Annotated in this window: 13 protein-coding genes, 1 tRNA gene and 1 pseudogene; 9 read left to right on the top strand and 6 right to left on the bottom strand. The window is 68.5% G+C overall.

From position 1 onward, the window contains the following. The first annotated feature begins 115 nt into the window (after nucleotides 1-115). From cobF to J7D54_RS08200, 7 genes are all read left to right on the top strand, one after another. On the top strand, nucleotides 116-844 hold the full coding sequence (cobF, locus tag J7D54_RS08230) for a precorrin-6A synthase (deacetylating) (RefSeq protein WP_182763468.1): 729 nt from the start codon (nucleotides 116-118) through the stop codon (nucleotides 842-844). 97 nt (nucleotides 845-941) lie between these two features. Continuing rightward, entirely contained in the window at nucleotides 942-2351 is a 1410-nt protein-coding gene (locus tag J7D54_RS08225) for a sodium:alanine symporter family protein (RefSeq protein WP_182763467.1), read from the top strand. A 27-nt stretch (nucleotides 2352-2378) separates the two neighbouring features. Further along, nucleotides 2379-3122: a uroporphyrinogen-III C-methyltransferase gene (cobA, locus tag J7D54_RS08220; protein WP_182763466.1), complete on the top strand. Its 744-nt coding sequence runs from the start codon at nucleotides 2379-2381 to the stop codon at nucleotides 3120-3122. 5 nt (nucleotides 3123-3127) lie between these two features. After that, nucleotides 3128-3856 carry a PHP domain-containing protein gene (locus J7D54_RS08215; RefSeq protein ID WP_182763673.1) on the top strand — a complete coding sequence of 243 codons (729 nt, stop codon included), beginning with the start codon at nucleotides 3128-3130 and terminating at the stop codon, nucleotides 3854-3856. A gap of 122 nt (nucleotides 3857-3978) precedes the next feature. Then, a complete protein-coding gene (aceE, locus tag J7D54_RS08210) occupies nucleotides 3979-6738 on the top strand; it encodes a pyruvate dehydrogenase (acetyl-transferring), homodimeric type (protein ID WP_182763465.1) in 2760 nt (919 codons plus the stop codon). Between the two features lie 152 nt (nucleotides 6739-6890). Beyond that, on the top strand, nucleotides 6891-7286 hold the full coding sequence (locus J7D54_RS08205; protein ID WP_182763672.1) for a DUF3052 domain-containing protein: 396 nt from the start codon (nucleotides 6891-6893) through the stop codon (nucleotides 7284-7286). After that, nucleotides 7283-9493 carry a 6-phosphofructokinase gene (locus J7D54_RS08200; RefSeq protein ID WP_182763464.1) on the top strand — a complete coding sequence of 737 codons (2211 nt, stop codon included), beginning with the start codon at nucleotides 7283-7285 and terminating at the stop codon, nucleotides 9491-9493. Before J7D54_RS08205 ends, J7D54_RS08200 begins: the two co-directional genes overlap by 4 nt. On the opposite strand, the gene J7D54_RS08195 is transcribed toward J7D54_RS08200, so the two are convergent. Continuing rightward, nucleotides 9468-10451, bottom strand: a complete 984-nt coding sequence (locus J7D54_RS08195) for a hypothetical protein (protein WP_182763463.1) — start codon at nucleotides 10449-10451, stop codon at nucleotides 9468-9470. The genes J7D54_RS08200 and J7D54_RS08195 overlap by 26 nt on opposite strands. A gap of 129 nt (nucleotides 10452-10580) precedes the next feature. Here J7D54_RS08195 and pdxS point away from each other — a divergent pair, with 129 nt between their 5' ends. Both pdxS and pdxT read left to right on the top strand, forming a co-directional pair. Continuing rightward, on the top strand, nucleotides 10581-11477 hold the full coding sequence (pdxS, locus tag J7D54_RS08190; protein ID WP_182763462.1) for a pyridoxal 5'-phosphate synthase lyase subunit PdxS: 897 nt from the start codon (nucleotides 10581-10583) through the stop codon (nucleotides 11475-11477). Further along, nucleotides 11474-11968: pseudogene (gene pdxT / locus J7D54_RS08185) on the top strand (pyridoxal 5'-phosphate synthase glutaminase subunit PdxT); the annotation flags it as partial. The gene pdxS and the pseudogene pdxT, both read left to right, overlap by 4 nt. A 17-nt stretch (nucleotides 11969-11985) precedes the next feature. On the opposite strand, the gene lnt reads toward pdxT, so the two are convergent. From lnt to J7D54_RS08165, 5 genes are all read right to left on the bottom strand, one after another. Next, nucleotides 11986-13533 (bottom strand): apolipoprotein N-acyltransferase, encoded by a 1548-nt coding sequence (lnt, locus tag J7D54_RS14270; RefSeq protein WP_370585841.1) that lies wholly within the window; start codon nucleotides 13531-13533, stop codon nucleotides 11986-11988. Further along, complete coding sequence (gene nhaA, locus J7D54_RS08180) at nucleotides 13533-14870, bottom strand: Na+/H+ antiporter NhaA (RefSeq protein ID WP_182763461.1); 1338 nt, start codon at nucleotides 14868-14870, stop codon at nucleotides 13533-13535. The genes lnt and nhaA overlap by 1 nt, the downstream gene beginning before the upstream one ends. A 210-nt stretch (nucleotides 14871-15080) precedes the next feature. Then, nucleotides 15081-15157: transfer RNA gene (locus J7D54_RS08175), tRNA-Val, on the bottom strand. 58 nt (nucleotides 15158-15215) lie between these two features. Next, nucleotides 15216-15992: a hypothetical protein gene (locus tag J7D54_RS08170; protein ID WP_182763460.1), complete on the bottom strand. Its 777-nt coding sequence runs from the start codon at nucleotides 15990-15992 to the stop codon at nucleotides 15216-15218. Further along, complete coding sequence (locus J7D54_RS08165) at nucleotides 15989-18328, bottom strand: D-glucuronyl C5-epimerase family protein (RefSeq protein ID WP_182763459.1); 2340 nt, start codon at nucleotides 18326-18328, stop codon at nucleotides 15989-15991. Before J7D54_RS08165 ends, J7D54_RS08170 begins: the two co-directional genes overlap by 4 nt. Nucleotides 18329-18451: the final 123 nt, after the last annotated feature.

The following is an 18451-nucleotide window of genomic DNA, read 5'->3' as shown; positions in this document are numbered from 1 at the left end:
CCGGCGAGCCGTTTCAGCAACCCTGAGCGTGCACGTGCAGACGAGATGAGCGCAGGGGCGGTGCCGGGACGGGGATCCATCCGGCCAGCCTAGTGGTGTCGCTAGGGTGGTCCCCGTGAGTCACGAGGTATTGGTCATCGGCATGGGTCCCGGCGGTTTCGGCCAGCTGACGCTGGACGCCGTCGAGGCGATGAACCGCGTCGATGCCTTCGTGGTGGCGGATCACCGGGAGGACCGCTCGGATCTCGTCTGGCGCCGCAGCGAACTGATCCGCAGGCACGTGCGGCACGCGCACCGCATCATCACGGTGCTCGACCCCGCCCACCAGCACCCCGACGACGACCTCGACGCCGCGCGGCTGGCCACCTACGTGCAGATCCTCAGCGGCCTGCCGGACGGCACGGTCGTCGGTTTCCTCGCCTGGGGGGACCCGGCGCTGTACGACTCGATCCTGCGCGTGATCGACGCACTGCGCGCCTCCATGTCCCTGCAGGTGAAGGTCATCCCGGGGGTGAGCGCCCTCCAGGTGCTCGCCGCGGCCCACCAACTGGCGCTGCACGGTGCGCCCGTGCATCTCACCACCGGTGAGCGACTGTTGGCCGAATACCGCCCGGACCTGGGTGACGTCGTGGTGTTCGAGGACCCGGCGCTGGCCTGTCGTGGGCTCGTCGCGGAGTTCCCGGACCTGGAGATCTACTGGGGGGCCTACCTCGGCTCGGATGACGAAGTGCTCGCCAACGGGCCATTGGCGAAGGTCATCGACGAGATCTCGGCGCTGCGCGCCCAACTCCAGCAGCATCACGGGTGGGTGCACGACACCTACCTCCTCCGCCTGCCTGCCTGAAACGCTGCGCGACACGACGGTGAATTCGCCCCCGGGCGGGCCCGCAGGTTGCTAGCTTTTGTCCGTCAACGGTGAAACGCACACGGAGGGACCCACAATGGATCGTCTGCAGGAGATTCTGGACGCAGTCGCGGGGTTCGTATGGGGACCCTGGCTCCTCATCCCGTTGCTGCTGCTCACCGGCCTCTGGCTGACGATCAAGCTGCGCGGCATCCAGTTCCGCACGCTGGGCTCCGCCCTGCGGCTCGCACTGCTGGAGCGGCACGACAAGGACGCCGAGGACGGCGACATCTCGCAATACCAGGCGCTCACCACGGCGCTGGCCGCCACGGTCGGCGTCGGCAACATCGTGGGCGTCGCCACGGCCATCGCGATCGGCGGCCCCGGCGCCCTGTTCTGGATGTGGGTCACCGGCCTGGTCGGGATGGCGTCGAAGTACTCCGAAGCGTTCCTCGCGGTGCGTTTCCGCACGGTGGACGCGAAGGGCGAGTCGTCGGGCGGCCCGCAGTACTACCTCAAGAAGGCGCTGCCCGGTGGCTGGGGTGTGGCGCTCAGCATCATCTTCGCCGTCTTCGCGGTGCTGGCCAGCTTCGGCATCGGCAACATGACCCAGGGCAACGCGGTCGCCGCCAACCTGCACGACGCGTTCGGCGTGCCCGTCACCATCTCCGCCATCGTGATGGCGGTCCTCGTGGGGCTCGTGATCCTCGGCGGCATCCGTGTCATCGGCACCGTCACAGCGGCGCTGGTCCCGGTCATGATCGTGTTCTACGTGCTCGGGGCCCTCTACATCCTGGTGGTGAACTTCGCGGAGCTCCCCACCGCGCTCGGCCTCATCTTCGGGCAGGCGTTCACCGGCAGCGGCATCGCCGGTGGAACGTTCGGCTCGCTGATGCTGGCGGTCCAGATGGGTGTGGCCCGCGGCATCTTCTCCAATGAGTCCGGCATGGGATCGGCGGCCATCGCCGCGGCCGCGGCCAAGACCACGCACCCGGTGCGCCAGGGCCTCGTCTCGATGACGCAGACCTTCATCGACACGCTCATCGTCGTGTCCTGCACCGGCCTGGTCCTGGTCACCACCGGTGTGTGGGACGCCGACGCGAGCCCCGCCGTCCTCACCTCCATGGCCTTCAGCCACGGGCTTCCCGGCCAGTGGGGCGGCTACGTCGTGGCCATCGGCGTGATCCTGTTCGCGTTCTCCACCATCATCGGCTGGTCCTACTACGGCGACCGCTGCGTCGAGCGCCTCTTCGGGGCGAGGATGACGATCGTCTACCGCATCGCGTTCACCGTCGTGGTCTACATCGGCGCCACCGTCCCGCTGGGCATCGTCTGGTCGTTCTCCGACATCATGAACGGCCTCATGGCGCTGCCGAACCTGATCGGCCTGCTCGTCCTCTCGGGCCTGATCGCCCGGGAGACGGCCCACTACCTGAAGCACGACCCCAAGCTGCGGGCCACGAAGGCCGACGTGGACGCCTTCATGGGAGACCAGGTCAAAGCCTGAGGCGTCGCCGCACTAGGCTGTGCGCCCATGAACGAAACGAGCACCGGCCACGTCACACTGCTCGGCGGTGGCCCCGGCGATCCTGACCTGATCACCGTCGCAGGGCTGAAGGCCCTCCAGCGGGCCGACGTGATCGTCTACGACCGCCTCGTCCCGCTACAACTGCTCGATGAGGCCAAGGCAGGCGCCGAACTCATCGAGGTGGGGAAGGTGCCGCGCGGTCCGTTCACGCCGCAGGAGCGGATCAACGAGATCCTGATCGAACAGGCATCCGCGGGGCGCGACGTGGTGCGGTTCAAGGGTGGCGACTCCTTCGTGTTCGGCCGCGGGGGAGAGGAGTGGCTGGCGCTCCAGGATGCTGGTATCACCGTCTCGATCATCCCCGGCATCTCCTCGTCCATCGCCGCCGCGGAACTGGCCGGCATCCCCGTGACCCACCGCGGCGTCGCAACCGGCTTCACCGTCGTGGCGGGCCACGTCGGCCCGAACGACGAACGCAACGACGTGGCGTGGGAGAAGCTCGCCACGGCGGGCAACACCATCGTCATCCTCATGGGCGTGAAGAACCTGCCGGAGATCACCACCGCCCTCATCGCGGCCGGCCTGCCCGCAGACACCCCCGCCGCCGTGGTCGCGGATGCGGGCCTGCCCACCATGCAGGTGGTGCGCGGCGACGCGTCCGGCATCGCAGCGTTGGCAGCGGAGGCGGGCATCCGGCCCCCGGCCGTCACCGTGCTCGGTAGCGTCGCGGGCCTCGGCATCGGCGTGTGAGCGGGATGGAACTGCGCGGCGACCTCCACACCCACACCACCTGGTCCGACGGTGGGGCCGGCCTCGCGGAGATGACCGCCGTTGCTGAGGCCCTGGGCCATGAGTATCTGGCCATCACGGACCATTCGCCGCGGCTCAAGGTGGCCCGCGGGCTGAGCCGCGAGCGCCTGCTGGCACAGTGGGACGAGATCGACGAGATCCAAGAGCAGCGCGAGATCCGGATCCTCAAGGGCATCGAGGTCGACGTGCTCTCTGACGGCGCCCTGGACCAGGGGCCGGACCTCCTCGCCCGGCTGGACGTGGTCGTCGCCTCCGTCCACTCCAGGCTGGACGACGACGAAGCCACGATGACCAGGCGCATGATCGCCGCCGTCGCCAATCCGCACACCACAGTGCTGGGCCACTGCACCGGCCGGAAACGCCGCTCCGACGGTTCCTGGCGGGGCGAGTCACGCTTCGACGCAGACCTGGTGTTCGCTGCCTGCGAAATGTTCGGCGTCGCCATCGAGATCAACTCGCGGCCGGACCGGGCCGATCCCCGGCTCGAACTACTGGAGCTCGCCAACGACATCGGCTGCCTGTTCGCGATCAGTACCGACGCGCACGCGCCGGACCAGTTGGGCTACCTGCCCCTGGGGGCCAGCCGGGCAACCGAAGCCGGCATCCACCCGGACCGCATCATCACCACCTGGCCTGCGGAGGAACTCCTGAGGCACGCCGACCGGCACCGTTGACGCAGGTCGGCAGCGGCAGGGTCAACCCATGGATAGGGTGAATATCACAACCGCCGCTGCGCGGTAATGTGGAGCCATCGCGCCTCTGGCGCTTGACCTGCCGACATCGAGAGGAATACTTCGTGAGTCAGAACGAGGCCGGACCCATTCTCAATGGGCTGCCCACCAATCTGCCCGATATCGACCCCGCGGAGACCGCCGAATGGCTGGAGTCCCTCGACGGTGTGATCGACGCAGGCGGCCGCAACCGCGCCCGCTACGTGATGCTGAAATTGTTGGAACGCGCGCGTGAGCGCCACATCGGCGTGCCGTCGTTGACCGGTACGGATTACGTCAACACCATCCCCGCCAGCCGCGAGCCCGCCTTCCCCGGCGACGAGAAGCTCGAGCGCGGCATCCGTCGTCTGCTCCGCTGGAACGCCGCCATCATGGTGCACCGCGCCCAGCGCCCGGGCGTGGGCGTCGGCGGCCACATCGCGTCCTACGCCTCGTCCGCCACCCTCTACGAAGTGGGCTTCAACCACTTCTTCCGCGGCAAGGACCACCCCGGCGGCGGCGACCAGATCTTCTTCCAGGGCCACGCATCGCCGGGCATGTACGCCCGGGCGTTCCTCGAGGGCCGTCTCGACGAGGACGACCTCGACGGCTTCCGCCAGGAGAAGAGCCACTTCGTCGACGGCGACCTGCGCGCCCTCCCCAGCTACCCGCACCCGCACCAGCTGCCTGACTTCTGGGAGTTCCCGACGGTGTCGATGGGCATCGGGCCCATCAACGCCATCTACCAGGCGCAGTTCAACCGCTACCTGCACAACCGCGGCATCAAGGACACCTCGGACCAGCGGGTCTGGGCGTTCCTCGGCGACGGCGAGATGGACGAGCCCGAATCGCGTGGCGCCCTTCAGATCGCTGCCAACGAGGAGCTCGACAACCTCACGTTCGTGGTCAACTGCAACCTGCAGCGACTCGACGGCCCGGTGCGCGGCAACGGCAAGATCGTCCAGGAACTCGAGGCCTTCTTCCGCGGCGCCGGCTGGAACGTCATCAAGCTCGTGTGGGGTCGCGGCTGGGACCCGCTGCTGGCCAACGACTCCGAGGGTGCGCTAGTCAACCTGATGAACGCCACCACCGACGGTGACTTCCAGACCTTCAAGGCCAACGACGGAGCCTACGTCCGCAAGCACTTCTTCGAGCGTGACCCGCGCACCGCGGCCATGGTCAAGGACTGGAGCGACGACGAGATCTGGCGCCTCTCGCGCGGTGGCCACGATTACACCAAGGTGTACTCCGCCTACAAGGCCGCCACCGAGTTCACCGGGGCACCGACGGTCATCCTCGCCCACACCATCAAGGGCTACTTCCTCGGCAAGCACTTCGCCGGCCGCAACGCGACGCACCAGATGAAGAAGCTCGCGCTCGACGACCTCAAGGGCTTCCGCGACCGCGTCGACGCCCCCATCACCGACGCCCAGCTCGAGGAGGACCCGTACCGTCCTCCGTACCTGCACCCCGGTCAGGACGACCCGCGCATCCAGTACCTCCAGGCCCGCCGTCGGGAACTGGGCGGGTACCTGCCCGAGCGTCGTGGCGACCGCAAGTTCATCTCGCTGCCGCCGGAGAAGAGCTACGAATCGTCCCGCAAGGGGTCCGGCAACCAGCAGGTGGCCACCACCATGGCGTTCGTGCGTCTGCTGAAGGACCTCATGCGCGACAAGGAGTTCGCTCCCCGCGTCGTCCCGATCATCCCTGACGAGGCGCGCACCTTCGGCATGGACGCGTTCTTCCCGACCATCAAGATCTACAACCCGCACGGCCAGAACTACACGCCGGTCGACAACGAGCTGTTCCTGAGCTACCGCGAGGCCAAGAACGGCCAGATCCTGCACACGGGCATCAACGAGGCCGGCTCGGTCGCCGCGTTCACCGCCGCAGGGTCGTCCTACTCGACCCACGGCGAGCCCATGGTCCCGATCTACGTCTTCTACTCGATGTTCGGCTTCCAGCGCACCGGCGACGCCATCTGGGCAGCCGCTGACCAGCTGGCGCGCGGCTTCATGATCGGCGCCACCGCAGGGCGCACCACGCTGACCGGCGAGGGCACCCAGCACATGGACGGTCACTCCCCGGTCCTCGCCTCCACCAACACCTCGGTGGTCAGCTACGACCCGGCCTACGGCTACGAGATCGCCCACATCGTCAAGGACGGCCTGCGTCGCATGTACGGCGAGCAGCCGGAAGACGTCATGTACTACCTCACGGTGTACAACGAGCCCCTCGTGCAGCCCGCCGAGCCTGAGGGCGTCGAGGTGGAGGGCATCCTCCGCGGTATGTACCTCCTCAAGCCCGGCGACTTCGACGGCGTGGGCGAAGACGCACGTCGCGCTCAGATCCTCGCCTCGGGCGTGGGCGTGCCGTGGGCCCTCGAGGCCCAGGAACTGCTCAAGAAGGACTACGGGATCGTCGCCGACGTCTGGTCGGTCACGTCCTGGGGTGAGCTGCGTCGCGAGGGCCTCGAGTTGGAGGCGAAGAAGTTCACGGAGCCGTTCGCCGAGCACGAGAAGATCTGGGTCGAGCAGAAACTCGAGGGCCGCCCCGGCCCTGTCGTGGCGGTCAGCGACTACATGCGCGCCGTGCCGGACCAGATCCGCCAGTGGGTACCGGGCAGCTACACCACGCTGGGCGCCGACGGGTTCGGGTTCTCCGACACGCGCGCGGCCGCCCGTCGTTTCTTCCACATCGACGGTCCGTCTGTCGCTGTGGCCGTCCTGCAGCAACTCGCCCACCAGGGTGACATCCCGCAGGAGTGGGCGAGCGAGGCGTACGCCAAGTACCGCCTGAACGACGTCACCGCGGGCACCTCCGGCAACGCTGGTGGCGACGCCTGAGACTGCCTGAACAACCGCGGAACAGGCGGGGCCGGTCGATGAGACCGGTCCCGCCTTTGCATCGCAACTGAGCCCCGAGTGAAATCCCGCGCCGCATCTGGCAGGCTTGGGGCGTGGATATCGCACAAGACAAGGACCCCACGCACGAAGGGATGGCTGGAGCAGACCTACTCGGGCTCGAACCCGGGATGGTCGTTCAGGAACTCGGCTGGGACGAGGACGTCGACGCCGACCTGCGTGACGACATCATGGACAGCATTGATGCGGAGATGGTCGAAGACCCCTTGGAGGCAGTGGACGTCGCCATTCTGTGGTGGCGGGACGAGGACGGAGACGTGGCTGACGGCCTCGTCGACGCCATGACGGACCTCGGCGACGAGGGCTACATCTGGTTGCTCACCCCCAAGGTCGGACGCTCCGGCTTCATCGACGCGGCCTCCGTGGCCGAAGGAGTCACCATCGCCGGGCTCTCCCTCACCCGTACGGCGAACGTCGCCTCTGATTGGCAGGCCACCAAGGTCGTGCGCCCCAAGGGCGGACGTCGATGACGGCCCGCATCGGCGTCATGACATCTGGCGGCGATGCGCAGGGAATGAATGCAGCAGTCCGCGCCATTGTGCGGGCGGGCATCCACGAAGACGCTGAAGTTTTCGCCATCAAGGAGGGCTGGCAGGGCGCCATCGCAGGTGGCGCTCACATCACCCAGATGGGTTGGAGCGACGTCTCCGGCATCCTCCCGAAGGGCGGCACCGTCATCGGCACCGCCCGCTCGATGGAGTTCAAGACCCGCGAGGGCCAGTTGAAGGCCGTCGAGAACCTGATCGGGCGCGGCATCGACAGGCTCATCGTCATCGGCGGCGACGGGTCGCTGACCGGCAGCCGGGCGCTGTGCCTGGCCTGGCCCGAATACGTCGAGGAGTTGCGGGCCGCCGGGCGCATCAGCGCCGAACAGGCGATGTCCCACCCACGGTTGCGGATCGCCGGTCTCGTCGGCTCGATCGACAACGACATGGTGGGCACCGACATGACGATCGGCACGGACTCGGCGATGCACCGCATCACCGAGGCGATCGACGCCATCAGCTCCACCGCTGAGTCCCACCGTCGCACCTTCGTCGTGGAGGTGATGGGCAGGCACTGCGGCTATCTGGCGCTCATGACCGCCATCGCGGGCGGCGCCGATTACACGTTCCTCCCCGAATCCCCGCCGCGTGCCGGGTGGGAGGACCGGATGACGGAGGTGCTCGCCCGGGGCCGCGAAGCCGGCCGGCGCGACTCGATCATCGTCGTCGCAGAGGGCGCCGCAGACCGCGACGGTGTACGGATCACCGCGGAACGCGTCCAGCAGGTACTGCGCGAGCGCACCGGCGAGGAGGCCCGGATCACCATCCTGGGCCACGTCCAGCGCGGCGGCACGCCGTCCGCATATGACCGCTGGATGGCCACCGCGTGCGGCGTCGAGGCGGTCCGCCAGGTACTGCAGGCCGACGAGGACACCGAGCCGGTGCTCGTGGGTGTGCACCGTGACAAGGTGATCGCCGTACCGCTGCTCAAGGCGGTGGAAGACACCCACCGGATCGGGGAGTTCATCGAGGCCGGGGAGTACGACGCAGCGGTACGTTCCCGCGGCGTCGGGTTCACCACGATGATCGAGATCTACCGGGTGCTGACAGAGGCCCGGCCCACCGTCGAGATGGCGCCCGACGCCAAGCGCATCGCCATCATGCACGCCGGCGCGCTCGCGCCAGGCATGAACCAGTTGGCGAGGGTGGCGGTGCGCTCCGGGCTGGACCGTGGCTACCACATGCTCGCCGTCCAAGGCGGCGTCCCCGGCTTGGTGTCCGGAGACCTGCACGAGGTCTACTGGCACGACGTGGAGGGGATGGCCAACACGGGGGGCGCGGCCTTCGGAACGCGCCGCTACGTGCCCACCGAGACGGACCTGTACGCCATGGCCCGTTCCCTGGAGGAGTTCCGCGTCGACGCCCTGCTGGTCATGGGCGGTTTCCACGCCTACGCCACCGTCGACATGATGGAACGCGAACGCAAGCGCTATCCGGCGTTCAACATCCCGATTGCGCTGTTGCCGGCCAGCATCGACAACAACCTGCCCTCCTGGCCCATGGCGGTGGGCGCCGATACCGCGCTCAACACCGTGGTCGACTCCATCGACATGGTGCGCATGTCGGCCTCTGCCAGCAAGCGCGCGTTCGTCGTCGAGACGATGGGCCGGGGTTGCGGCTTCCTGCCCCTCGTGGGCGGCATCGCCGGGGGCGCTGAGAAGGCATACCTGCCCGAAACGGGCCTGACGTTGGAGCAGTTGGCCACCGACGTGGAGGCCCTCGTCGACGCGTTCGAGTCCGGACGCTCGTTCTACCTCGCCGTGATGGGCGAGGAAACCAGCGAGCACTACACCTCAGATGTCGTGGCTCGGCTCTTCGAGGCCGAGGGCAAGGGGCTTTATTCCGTGCGGCAGGCGGTCATCGGGCACGTGCAGCAGGGCGGTAGCCCGACGCCCTTCGACAGGATCAACGCCACGCGGCTGGCCGATACCGCGGTGTCCAACGTCGACGAGCAACTCAGGGCCGGCCAGGCGAATTATGTCGCTGCGTCGAGCTCGGCCCCGGGGCTGTTGGCACCGCTGCGCACCGTGACGGACGGGATGGACTGGGACGCCCAGCGCCCGCGGGAGCAGTGGTGGATGGCGTTGCGGCCGGTCTTCGACCAACTCAGCCGTCGGCCTGGCCAGGAGTGAGCGCGCACTGATTCACCGAGATCCCGAAGCTCTCAGCGGCCGCACACTCCATGGTGACCAGCTGGGCGAGCGCGGGGGACTCCTCCGGGACGGTGGTGGGGATGGTGTCGCGGAACACGAGCGTGGTGCCGTCGAGCTGCAGCATGGTGAACTCCACCCGGTTCGGCACCTCGTCGCTGGCGCGGGTGCCGGTGAAGTTGCAGGAGACGCCCTGGCCCTCGCCGGTCAGGGGGACGGTGACCGGTAGGCCCTCGGCGACGCCGGTGAACAGCTGGCGGTGGTCGCTGACGAGTTCCAGACAGGCCTCGTCAAGCGCTCCCGTGACATTGGTGAGGCTGACCGCCTGGATCCGCACGTCGGTGGCCAGTTCACGGATGCGGACGAGCCGCCGCTCGTCCTGCACCACTTCGTCCGCGTAGAGCTGCCAACCGGGGGGCATGTCGAGGACGGTGCCGTTGAGTTCGAGCCGGACGCCCCCTGGGGTCGACGATACCGGGCTGGGCTCCTCCTCCGGTCCCGTGGGGAGCTGCGGGCTCTCCGCAGGCGTGGGGGCGACGGTGGTAGTGGCAGCGGCCGGTGTGGGGCTGGGATCGCCCTCAGCGGGCGTCTGCGGTGCTTCGTTCGGCGCCACCGAAGGTTCCTCGGACTGCGTGGCGCTGGGTGTGCGCTGCTCGGAGTTCTGCGTGACCGGGGCGGGCACAGCGGTGGTGCCGCCGTCGCCACGCTCGCCGAAGACGAGCCACAACACGCCGACGACCGCGGCGATCACCAGCGGGAGGACGGCGACGGTGAACCACGCCCGTCGCGTGTCGCCGTCGTGGCCGTCATCCGGGGGCGCGATCCCGCGGCGGGGGCTGCCCGGCCTGGGGGACGGCCGTGGGGGCGGCGACGGTTGCTGTTGTGGTGCGGGGACCGCCTCTTCGGGAGGAAGGCCACGACGTCCATACGGGTTGGCCATGCCACCTCCTCAAGTCCAGCGCGGGCTCCAATGTACTTCGTTGACCGCGTCCGCCCTACAACTGGCCCACTCCAACTGGTGAGAACTGGATCTGGACTGGTCCAGCTCCGGAGCGCGACGATTGCCTCCATGACTGGAAACCTCACCACCGAAGACCGCGCCGTCGTCAACACGGGCCTCGCCGAAATGCTGAAGGGCGGCGTCATCATGGATGTCGTCACCCCGGAGCAGGCCCGCATCGCCGAAGACGCCGGCGCAGTTGCCGTCATGGCGCTGGAGCGCGTACCCGCCGACATCCGCGCGCAGGGCGGCGTGGCCCGCATGAGCGACCCGGACCTGATCTCCGCCATCATCGACGCCGTGTCCATCCCCGTGATGGCCAAGGCCCGCATCGGACACTTCGTGGAGGCCCAGGTGCTGCAGAGTCTCGGCGTCGACTACATCGACGAGTCAGAGGTGCTCTCGCCGGCCGACTACGTGCACCACATCGACAAGTCGCGCTTCGCCGTGCCGTTCGTCTGCGGCGCCACCAACCTGGGGGAGGCGCTGCGTCGGATCACCGAGGGCGCCTCGATGATCCGTAGCAAGGGCGAGGCCGGCACCGGCGACGTCTCGGAGGCCATGAAGCACCTGCGCACCATCAAGGGCCAGATCCGGGAGCTCGGTGCCAAGTCCGAGGACGAGCTGTTCGTCGCCGCCAAGGAACTGGCCGCACCGTTCGAGCTGGTCCGAAGCGTCGGGCGCGCCGGCCAGCTGCCCGTCGTGCTGTTCGTCGCCGGTGGCGTGGCCACTCCGGCGGACGCCGCCATGATGATGCAGCTGGGCGCCGACGGCGTGTTCGTCGGCTCCGGCATCTTCAAGTCCGGCAACCCGGAGAAGCGGGCCCAGGCCATCGTCGCCGCCACGGCGAACTTCGACGATCCCGCGGCCATCGCGGAAGCCTCCCGGGGGCTGGGTGAGGCCATGGTCGGCATCAACGTCTCCGACCTCGCCGCGCCGCACCGCCTCGCGGAGCGCGGCTGGTGATCGTCGGCGTCGTCGCCTTTCAGGGCGCAGTGCGGGAGCACGTCGAGCTGATCGAACGGCTCGGGGCCTCCGCCGTGCGCGTGCGCACGCCGTCGGATCTGGACACCGTCGGGGCGCTGGTCCTGCCCGGGGGAGAGTCGACAGCCATGGCGCGGCTGGCCCGCCCCTCAGGGCTGTTCAGCGCCATCAGGCGACGCGTCGACGAAGGCCTGCCCGTCCTCGGAACGTGCGCCGGGCTGATCCTCCTGGCGGACCGGGTGGCAGATCCCGAAGCCCTGGCAGGGTTGCCGACGGTGGGTGGCCTGGACGTGACGGTCCGCCGCAACGGCTACGGTGCCCAAATTGCCTCAGGCGTGGCTGACCTGGATCTCCGGGGCGGTGCCACGGCGCGCGGGGTGTTCATCCGCGCGCCGCGCATCGAGGAGACCGGGCCCGACGTGGAGGTGGTCGCCGCCAGGGACGGCGAGCCGGTCGCGGTGCGTCAAGGCACCATCATCGGCGCGACCTATCACCCGGAACTGGCGGGGGACACCTTCCTCCACGCCCTGCTCCTCGGCGCGATGGCCACCCCGAGCAGCCACAGGACGGCCAATGAGGTCACCGCGAGGTCGAGCGGACCGGCCAGCCACGAGGCCGGGGTGGTCCCCCTGCGCACGGGGAGGCTCTCCACCCCGTAGGCGGCGCCCGGGCCGGTCTCCCGTGATGTGGCCCGGCCGTAGGGGTCTATCACCCCTGAGACGCCACTGGTGGTGACCACCAGCACTTCGCGCCTCAACTCAGCAGCCCGGGCCCGCGTGATCGCGAACTGCTGCTCGATCTGGGCCGTGCCCTGGTACATGGCGTTGCTGCTCTGAACCACGAGGAGATCTGCCCCGGCAAGGTCGTGGGCCACGTCGTCGAACGCGACGTCGTAGCACACGAGCACCCCCACGGACACCGGCGTGCCGTCCGCGAGGCGGACGTCCAGCAACCCTGGTTCCGCCCCCGCCACGGACTGTCTACCCACATAGCGGAGGTCGGGGATGAGGGGGAGGAGCACGTCGCGGAAGGGGATCCATTCACCGAACGGGACGATGGACCGCTTGACGTAGATGGGGCCGACCTCCCCGTCGGGGGTCGTCCAGAGGCTCGCGGTGCGCCGCTGATCAGGGCCCGGCCCATCGAGGATCGCGCCCACGAGGATGGGCGTCCCGACGGTGGCGAGCGCCGTCTCGACCAGCTTCCCGGTCTCGGGGTCGGTGCCCGGATCGAGGTCTGTGGAGTTCTCGGGCCACACGATGAAATCCGGCCGGTTCTCGCTGCCGGCCGCGATCTCGGCGGCGAGGTCGGCTGTGGCCTCGACATGGTTGCTGGTGGTGCTCCGCAGCGGACCCAGCCCGTACACCCCGCCGCCAGGGGCGCCGCCCTGCACCCAACCGACCTCGGCCATGCGATCGACCGGGGCCGGGGGCACCGCGCCGCCGAGGGCCGCCGCGGTGGTGATCAGCGCGGCTCCCACCACGACGGGGATGAGGCGACGCCAGGATCGTCCGACCACAAGCCAGGCGACGAGGTTGGCGAGCAGCGCGGCAGCGAGGCTCGTTCCCGCGACGCCGACGACGGGGAGCAGATCCGCCAGTGGTGAGTCGATCATCGCGTAACCCAGTCGCAGCCAGCCGAAGCCGCCGAACGGGAAATGCGCTGCACCGTACTCGACGGCGAGCCATGCCCCGGAGGCGAGCAGCGGCCACCACCGGGTGCGGTGGGCGACGTGGAGCAGGGCGCCGAGGACGCTGTACCAGGAGGTCATGAGGAGGACCAGCCCGATGGCGGCCGCATCGCTGATGACAGACATCCAGGAGAGGGTCGGCCCGGCGAGGCCGAGCCCGAAGGCGGACCCCACCACGATGGCCTGCGGGAAGGTGCGGGCCCGACGCACCGTGACACCGAGCACGAACACTCCCAGGATGGACAGCGGCCACCACCCGAGCGGCTCGAAGCCTGCTCCGGTGGCGACGCCCGCCACCCCCGCGATGGCGGCGGCGAGGGCGGCCCGGCCTGGGAATCTCCGCGCCATCAGGTGATGTCTTCAGGTCCCGTTTGGTAGACGTCGGGCACGCCGTCGCGGTCCGCGTCCCTCTGGTCGCGGGCCTGGATCCTCTTGTACCGGCCGTTGCGCACGCTGAGAAGGATAGAGGCCAGAATCGCGGCGATGACGGAGGCGCCGAGGATGGCCACCTTGGCGGTGTCATGTTCGACGGTGCCCGCCTCGAAACTCAGCTCCGCGACCAACAGGGACACGGTGAAACCGATGCCGGCCAGCAACCCCACCCCGGTCAGGTCGGTCCATCGGAGCGCCGGGTCCAGGCTGGTCCGCGTGGCCCGCGTGATGAGCCAGGTCGTCGTCACGATGCCGATGGGCTTGCCCAGCACCAGGGCGGCCGCGACACCGAGCGTCAGCGGGTGCATGGCGGCCTCCCTGACGCCGTCCCAGCCGCCGAGCGCCACCCCTGCCGAGAAGAACGCGAACACGGGCACCGCGAAGCCTGCGGACAGGGGGCGGAAGCGGTGTTCGAACTCCTCGGCCAAGCCGGCGCGCGACTGCACCTCGGGGGGCGCGCTGCTGCGGTGCAGCACCGGGGTGGTGAAGCCGAGCAGTACGCCCGCGATGGTCGCGTGGATGCCCGAGGCATGCATCAGCGCCCAGGCGACGGCTCCGATGGGCAGCAGGACGAACCATGCAGCGGCTGGTCGCAGCCCGAAGAACCCCCGGTAGCGCTGCGCGACCAACCCGTAGACGGCGATGGCGAGCAGCGCGAGCAGCAGCGGCACGAAGTGGACGCTGTCGGTGTAGAAGATCGCGATGATGCTGATGGCCAGGAGGTCGTCGACCACAGCGAGCGTCAGGAGGAAGATGCGCAGGGCAGAGGGCAGGTGCGATCCGATGATCGCCAGCACCGCCACAGCGAACGCGATGTCCGTTGCCGTGGGGATGGCCCAACCGAGGTGGAGCCCCGGATAAGGACGCACGATCGCCGCGTAGATGAGTGCCGGCACAACCACGCCACCGGCAGCCGCCGCGATCGGCACCATGGCCGTACGGACGCTGCGCAGGTCGCCGGCCACGAACTCGCGTTTCAACTCGAGCCCTACCAGGAAGAAGAAGATGGCCAGCAGCCCGTCGGCGGCCCACGCGCCGATGCTGAGGCGCAGGTGCCAGGGTTCGTAGCCGATCTCCAAGTCACGCAGCGCGAAGTAGTACTCCGCGGCGGGCGAGTTGGCCCAGATGATGGCAAGGGCGGCGCCCGCAACGAGCAGGATGCCGCCGACGGTCTCCCTGCGGAGGACCGCGCCGATGCGCAGCGCCTCGGTGAAGGAGCCGTAACGGGGGAAGAAGCGTCGGGTGTTGTCCATGGGGGTGTCTCTCGGTCGGATCGCCAGGGAAAACATCGCCCGACCGGCCCGTAGGGGCGATCGGGACTAGGGGGCGGCCACCGGAGTCACGCCGGAGAGCATGGGTCCCCAGGACGAGACGTAGCCGTTCGTGCCGGAATGCCGCATCGTCCACCCGGTGATGGAGAAGTCTGTGGCATTCATCGCTCAACCTCGTCTCGGTGTCGGGGATGGTGGGCGCAGAGGGACTCGAACCCCCGACTCCCTGCTTGTAAGGCAGGTGCTCTAACCAACTGAGCTATGCGCCCGAAACGCCGAACGGCGACCCCTATTGTGACAGGCGATCGCGTTCGGCGCACACCGGGTTCACCGCGCGCAGAACGCGAGGTGCTTGGTGACCAGGTCCTGCGGGGCGCCGTTGTCGCGGGCCCACTGGCAGATCTGCCAGTTCGCGCTGCTGCGCACGGCCAGCCGCCAGGTGCTGCCGGAGAGCCGGTAGAACGCGGTGGACATGAAGCGGTAGCCGTCGGGCAGCACCACGGGGAAGTCCACGGCCGCCCAGGTGGCGTTCTGTGCAGACTTCGTGCAGCCCTGCAGCACGGTGGTGGGGATCTTCACATCGGCCCGCAGCTGGGCCTGGGACACCACGCACGGCACCGGGGTGACGTGCACGATGTTGTTGAACACATACTTGTTGACCGTCTGGTACTGCCCGGTGGAGCCCTTCTCGATCACGGTGGCCATGAGCTGGGAGCGGCAGCCCCCGGAACCCGTCCAGGCGGTGTCGCACTCGGTGCGCCACCGTCGGCCGTTGACCGTGTGGTCACCGGGGGTGACCAGTGGGTTCATGAAGGACCACGAGGCCCGCGGGCTGGATTTGTAGGTGAGGTTGTTGAACACCCATCCCCGCTGCTCGACGTAGCGGCTCCCGCTGAACGTCACGGTCGTCGCCTGGATCTCCGTGCGGCACCGCTCGACGGTGGTGGAGTACATGGAGCAGTCCGTGCGCCACAGGCGGCCGTTGACGTTGTGCGTCCCCTCCGTCGTGTACACGTCGACGTCGGCCGCGGCGGGCGTGGAGACCACCACGCCCAGCAACGCGACGACGGCGGCCACCAGGACGGTGCCGAGGCGCCGGATCACTTCGCCGGCTTCGCGAGTTCGTCGAGCATCTCGAGTTCCTCGTAGGGCAGACCGGTGAACTGGTCGACCAGCGGGTACTCGTAGGCCTCGTCGATGCCGCTCTCGATGCTCATGGTGCTCGTGCCCACCCTGGAAGTGGTGGTGGGCTTGGGCACCGTGTGGTGCACGGAGGGAGCCATGGGCGCCCAGCGCTGGGCGTACTCGAGCAGATACCCGTGCTGCGGGAAGGCGCGGTAGAGCGCCATCAGTTCACTGACGTGGGTCTCGTGGTAGCCGAGGTGGATGTTGCGGCCCGTGAACCGCTCCGGGATCACGATGTCGACGCGCTCCGAGGTCAGGTCGACCGTGGTGAAATCCTGCCAGCGACCGTTGTAGTGGGCCTGAACCGTGGCCTTGCCCGAACCCGTCAACGACAGAATGTTCTCCGGCGTGCGGTAGACCTTCAGGTCGTAGGCGGGCTTCAGGGACGAGCCGATGGTCTGCTGCGAGCTGAGCTGCACGTCGTCGAGGAGGAAGACGGTGTCGTCGCGGTTGTAGGGGCTCACCATGAACTGAACCCGCAGGTCACACCCGGGCTTCGGGGCGTCGAAGCCGAAGGTGTAGTCGGTCCACTGCCCGCTGCCGCGCAGCACGTTCTCGTAGTGGAGCTTCACGTCCGCGCCGCACTGCTCGTACAGCGCGACGCGACCCGAGGCCCCGGCCCTGCCGCTGGGGTAGGAGATGGAGGCGCGCAGGGTGAGCGTCATGGGCTTGCCGGCTATGTCCTGCAGCCAGCTCGACGGAATGCCCTTGTTCGGGTTCTCCGCCCAGCCGAACTCCAGCCCCTGCCAGGCGTTTCCTCCCGAGCGGATGCGGTAGTGGCCGCCCGTGGGCCCTGAGTAGGCGGAACTGCCGAGTCGGGTCCAGCCCTCGGGCATGCCGTCCTTCACGGTGGCGAAGGTGCCGTTGACGAGGTAGGCGTCGCGGTCCCAGGTCTCCGAGGTGCGGGGGAGCGTGACATTCTTGTTGTTCAGGGCGGCGGAGGTCACCTTCAACGTCGACGGGCCATTGACCCGCAGCGGTGCGGCGGGGTAGCCGCGCACCGCGTCGTAGCTGGTCAGCGTGCCGCCGTCGATGTCCACCTCGTGCACGTCGAGCATGGGCTCCAACGTGCTGAGGGCCTCGTCGACGAGGGCCTTGATCTCAGCCGGCTGGCTGACGGGGGTGCGGCCGGCGGACTGCTCGGCGACCATGCGCCGGTGCCACAGGTTGAGCCCGATGAGGGCCTCCAGATGGCCGTTGAGCACCGTGGTGGGCAGCGGCTGGCCGTTCTTGGTGGTGGGGTATTCCTCGAACCAGAGGAAACCGTGCTCGGTGTCGCGGTTGAGGATGCCGCCGGGTTCCGAGACCGGCACCTCGAAGCTGCGGAACGTCTCCGCGCCGCGGGTGAGCCACGAGCGGTCACCGGTCAGGTCGGTCAGCAGGGTGAACGTGGTGAGGACGCCACCCTGCGCGAGGCCGGAATGCCACGGCGCCGTCAGGTCGTCCGTCGTCGGGTTGGCGCTGAAGCGGAACATGTACGGGAACCAGCGCACGATCTCGCCGGCGGCGTTACGGGTGGTTTCCGATCCGTTCATGAGGTGCCCAGCGGCGAGCAGGGCCAGGCACTTCTGGCCCTCCCGGGCATTGGCAGTGGTCGCCTCCTTACTGGCTTTAGCCGTCGCCTTGATGAAGTTGCTGATCGACGTCGGGTTGTACAACGTGTTCGGGGAATAGGGGGTCTTGATCGCGTGCGGACGTCCTGCCTCGGTGAGGGCGAAGCCGGCCGGCAGCGGGGCGGCGTTGCAGAAGGTCGGCAGGGCTGCGACGCTGAAACGCACGATGTTGTTGAACACCCATTGATTGGACTGCTCGTAGGTGCGCGGGGTCATGGTCTTGACCCCGTAGACGGTGGTCAGGATGTAGCTGCGGCACGCGTTGTTGCCGGTCTGTGCGTTGTCGCACTCCGTGCGCCACTGCCGCCCGTCGATGACGTAGTCGCCGGCTTCCCCGAGCGGGTTGCCCTTCCAATTGGAGCGGGGGCTGGGCTTGTACGTGAGGTTGTTGAAGGCCCAGTCGGTGACCTCCACGAACTGGCCGGCCTCGACCTTCACCACGGTCGCCTTGATCTCGGCTCGGCAGCGGTCAACCGTCGAGGAGTAGGGCTCACAGTCGGTGCGCCATTCGCGTCCGTTGAGGAGGTGGATGCCGGGCGTGGTGTAGACATCCACCTCTGCCGCCGCCTCGGTCTGTGGCAGTGCCACGATGCCCAACGTCGCCGTCAGCAACGCCGCAAGTCCTGCGCCGATCCGTTTCATCAAGTCTCGTCCTTCATCGTGTTGTCACTGTCAGGCCGTCGGCTGTGACAATAACCGCTGGTCAGGGGCGTGCCCAAACATTGCCTCCAGTCTTACCTGAGCTTGGGCAGGCTCCCCGTAAAC

Origin of the sequence: Tessaracoccus sp. MC1865, assembly GCF_017815535.1 — a bacterium.
In the GTDB taxonomy this organism is placed as follows: Bacteria; Actinomycetota; Actinomycetes; order Propionibacteriales; family Propionibacteriaceae; genus Arachnia.
Note: the sequence above shows the minus strand (reverse complement) of the source record. Positions and strands in the feature narration are given on the sequence as shown.

Coding starts and splice junctions, on each gene's coding strand:
- J7D54_RS08225 (WP_182763467.1), top strand. CDS start 942: ATGGATCGTCTGCAGGAGATTCTGGACGCAGTCGCGGGGTTCGTATGG.
- cobA (WP_182763466.1), top strand. CDS start 2,379: ATGAACGAAACGAGCACCGGCCACGTCACACTGCTCGGCGGTGGCCCC.
- J7D54_RS08215 (WP_182763673.1), top strand. CDS start 3,128: ATGGAACTGCGCGGCGACCTCCACACCCACACCACCTGGTCCGACGGT.
- J7D54_RS08205 (WP_182763672.1), top strand. CDS start 6,891: ATGGCTGGAGCAGACCTACTCGGGCTCGAACCCGGGATGGTCGTTCAG.
- J7D54_RS08200 (WP_182763464.1), top strand. CDS start 7,283: ATGACGGCCCGCATCGGCGTCATGACATCTGGCGGCGATGCGCAGGGA.
- J7D54_RS08195 (WP_182763463.1), bottom strand. CDS start 10,451: ATGGCCAACCCGTATGGACGTCGTGGCCTTCCTCCCGAAGAGGCGGTC.
- pdxS (WP_182763462.1), top strand. CDS start 10,581: ATGACTGGAAACCTCACCACCGAAGACCGCGCCGTCGTCAACACGGGC.
- lnt (WP_370585841.1), bottom strand. CDS start 13,533: ATGGCGCGGAGATTCCCAGGCCGGGCCGCCCTCGCCGCCGCCATCGCG.
- nhaA (WP_182763461.1), bottom strand. CDS start 14,870: ATGGACAACACCCGACGCTTCTTCCCCCGTTACGGCTCCTTCACCGAG.
- J7D54_RS08165 (WP_182763459.1), bottom strand. CDS start 18,328: ATGAAACGGATCGGCGCAGGACTTGCGGCGTTGCTGACGGCGACGTTG.